Below are 2,464 nucleotides of genomic sequence, written 5' to 3'. Positions count from 1 at the left end.
GGTTCAACCGCGCGGCACGAAGCAGGCCTGCCCTGCCGCCGCGAGCTTCGCGCACAAGCTCGACGCCTGCCCCGCGCTGCCGGCGTTGACGCGCAGGCGATAGACCGTCTTGCCGCCGACCTGCGCCGCCTGCACCGACTTGCCGAGCGATGCGAGCTCGGCATGCTTCTTCGACATCGTGCGCCAATTGGTGTCGGCCTCGGCCTCGCTGCCGAACGAACCGAGCTGCACCAGCGCACCGCCCGAAGCCTTCTCCGCCGACGGGATCTTGGCGACCGCCTTGCTCGCACCAGCCTCGGCCTTCGCGACCGGAGCCTTCTTGCCCGCGACCGGCTTTTCGGGAAGCGCCTTCATGTCGATCGCGGCGTTGCCGCTCGCCGCGCCATTGCTCGTCGCGATCGCGCTGTCGCCCTCGCCCTCGACCTTGAGACCGCCGGGATCGTCGGGCTTGACCTTGTAGTCGCCCTCTTGCGCCGCGATCAGCGCGCCGTTGCCGTCGCTGCCCTGGTGCTGCTTGTAATATTGGTAGCCGAAGATCACCGCCGCGACGACCAGCAGCGCCGCGACGATCAGCCCGATGATCCGCACCACCGAGGGGCCGTCGTCATAATCGTCCTCAACCGTTTCGAGCCAGGGAAGGCGATCCTCGTCGCGCATATCGTACTCGCCTGCCATCAGTTCATCTCCTGGACCGCCTGGACGCCCATGATGCCCAACCCGTTACGGATAATCTGCCCGATTGCGTCGGCCAAGAAAAGCCGCGCGCACGTCATCGCCGGATTATCGGGCAGCAGGAAGCGCCGGTCGGGCCGATCGTTGCCGACGTTCCACAAAGCGTGGAGCGAGGCGGCCAAGTCATAGAGATAAAAGGCGATCCGGTGCGGTTCGCGCGCTGCGGCGGCGGTGTCGACGATCCGCGGGAATTGCGCGGCGAACTTCACCAGCGCGAGGTCCTCCGTGTCAAGTTGGGACAAGTCGATCGAATCGCACACGATTCCCGCCTCGGCAGCGCGCCGATGGAGCGACGCGACGCGCGCATGGGCGTAGTTGACGTAGAAGACCGGATTGTCCTTCGATGCCTCGACCACCTTGGCGAAATCGAAGTCCATCTGCGCATCGGCCTTGCGCGTCAGCATGGTGAAGCGGACGACGTCCTTGCCGACTTCGTTCACGACGTCGGCGAGCGTGACGAAATTGCCCGCGCGCTTCGACATCTTGATCGGCTCGCCCGCGCGCATCAGGCGCACCATCTGGACGAGCTTGACGTCGAAGCGCGTCTTGCCGCCGGTCAGCGCCTGCACCGCGGCGACGATCCGCTTGACGGTGCCGGCATGGTCGGCGCCCCAGATGTCGATCAGCGCGTCGGCCGACTGCGCCTTCTGGAAATGGTAAGCGAGATCGGCGCCGAAATAGGTCCATTGCCCGTTCGACTTCCTGATCGGGCGATCCTGGTCGTCGCCGAACTGGGTCGAGCGGAACAGCGGGAGGACGACCGGCTCCCAATCCTCGAGCTCCTGGCCCTTGGGGGCTTCGAGCACGCCGTCATAGATCAGGTCGCGGGAGCGCAGTTCGGCCTCGGCCTCCTCGGGCTTGCCCGCCGCCTGCAGCTCGGCTTCGGACGAGAACAGGTCGTGATGGATGCCGAGCAAGGCGAGATCGGCCTTGATCAGCACGAGCATCGCCGCGACCGCCTTGGTGCGGAACAGCACGAGCCATTCGCCCTCGGGCTTGCCGACATAGGCGTCGCCGAATTCGGCGGCGAGCGCCTGACCGACGGGTACGAGGTAATCTCCCGGATACAGCCCCTCGGGAATCTCGACGGTCTCGCCGAGCGCCTCGCGGTAGCGCAGGTGGACCGAGCGCGCGAGCACGTCGACTTGGCCGCCCGCGTCATTGACGTAATATTCGCGGATCACCTTGTGGCCCGCGAATTCGAGCAGCGCGGCGAGCGCATCGCCCACCACCGCGCCGCGGCAATGCCCCATGTGCATCGGCCCGGTCGGGTTCGCCGAGACATATTCGATGTTGACCGTGGTGCCCGCGCCGCGGTTCGAGCGGCCGTAATCGTCGCCGCCGTCGCGGATCGCCGAAAGCTCGGCGCGCCAGGTGTCGTCGGTCAGGCTCATGTTGATGAAGCCCGGGCCCGCGATCGACACTTTCTCGACCTCGTCGAGGCCAGCGAGCTGCGCGACGATCTTCTCGGCGAGCGCGCGCGGATTGGTCTGCGCGGGCTTGGCGAGCACCATCGCGGCATTGGTGGCGAGATCGCCGTGGCTCGTGTCGCGCGGCGGCTCAACCGTGATGTTCGCGCGGTTGAGCCCAGCGGGCAGGTCGCCGCTGGCTTCAAGAGCATCGAGCACCGCGTCGATATGCGCGGCGAAACGGGTGTAGAGGGTCATTGGGGCACGTCCGGTGGTGTCTGCGAGCGCGGCGCATAGCGGATACGGAGGGCGGCTTCAAATCA

At 66.7% G+C, this 2,464-nt stretch carries 2 protein-coding genes; both read right to left on the bottom strand.

Translation table 11 applies throughout. The annotated features are described in order from the left end of the window. Positions 1 to 3 precede the first annotated feature (3 nt). A complete protein-coding gene (locus tag RH90_RS03075; protein ID WP_010183818.1) occupies positions 4 to 675 on the bottom strand; it encodes an SPOR domain-containing protein in 672 nt (223 codons plus the stop codon). Next, positions 675 to 2,399: an arginine--tRNA ligase gene (gene argS / locus RH90_RS03070; RefSeq protein ID WP_010183817.1), complete on the bottom strand. Its 1,725-nt coding sequence runs from the start codon at positions 2,397 to 2,399 to the stop codon at positions 675 to 677. The genes RH90_RS03075 and argS overlap by 1 nt, the downstream gene beginning before the upstream one ends. Positions 2,400 to 2,464 lie beyond the last annotated feature (65 nt).

It is taken from the genome of Sphingomonas sp. PAMC 26605, from assembly GCF_000241485.1.
Classification (GTDB): domain Bacteria; phylum Pseudomonadota; class Alphaproteobacteria; order Sphingomonadales; family Sphingomonadaceae; genus Sphingomonas.
Note: the sequence above shows the minus strand (reverse complement) of the source record. Positions and strands in the feature narration are given on the sequence as shown.